Source organism: Pseudomonas sp. Ant30-3 (assembly GCF_000690905.1).
In the GTDB taxonomy this organism is placed as follows: Bacteria; Pseudomonadota; Gammaproteobacteria; order Pseudomonadales; family Pseudomonadaceae; genus Aquipseudomonas.
The window spans coordinates 1-465 of the sequence record NZ_JMCL01000262.1 but is presented as its reverse complement, the minus strand read 5'-3'; the positions used below and the strand labels follow the sequence as shown (position 1 = coordinate 465).

The 465-nt window shown below is 54.0% G+C and carries 2 tRNA genes and 1 rRNA gene; all 3 read left to right on the top strand.

Annotated elements, in window-relative coordinates:
* A 16S ribosomal RNA gene (locus tag DU29_RS0129285) occupies positions 1-160 on the top strand; the annotation flags it as partial.
* An 83-nt stretch (positions 161-243) separates the two neighbouring features.
* Positions 244-320, top strand: a tRNA-Ile gene (locus tag DU29_RS0129280).
* Between the two features lie 27 nt (positions 321-347).
* Positions 348-423 (top strand) — tRNA-Ala (locus DU29_RS0129275).
* The last annotated feature ends 42 nt before the right edge of the window (positions 424-465 follow it).

Below are 465 nucleotides of genomic sequence, written 5' to 3'. Positions count from 1 at the left end.
CCGGGCCTTGTACACACCGCCCGTCACACCATGGGAGTGGGTTGCACCAGAAGTAGCTAGTCTAACCTTCGGGGGGACGGTTACCACGGTGTGATTCATGACTGGGGTGAAGTCGTAACAAGGTAGCCGTAGGGGAACCTGCGGCTGGATCACCTCCTTAATCGACGACATCAGCTGCTCCATGAGCTCCCACACGAATTGCTTGATTCATTGAAGAAGACGATTTAGAAGCAGCCCGAAATTGGGTCTGTAGCTCAGTTGGTTAGAGCGCACCCCTGATAAGGGTGAGGTCGGCAGTTCGAATCTGCCCAGACCCACCAATTTTGTGTGGGAACCTGTAGAGATACGGGGCCATAGCTCAGCTGGGAGAGCGCCTGCCTTGCACGCAGGAGGTCAACGGTTCGATCCCGTTTGGCTCCACCACTACTGCTTCTGATTGTATAAAGCTTAGAAATGAGCATTCCA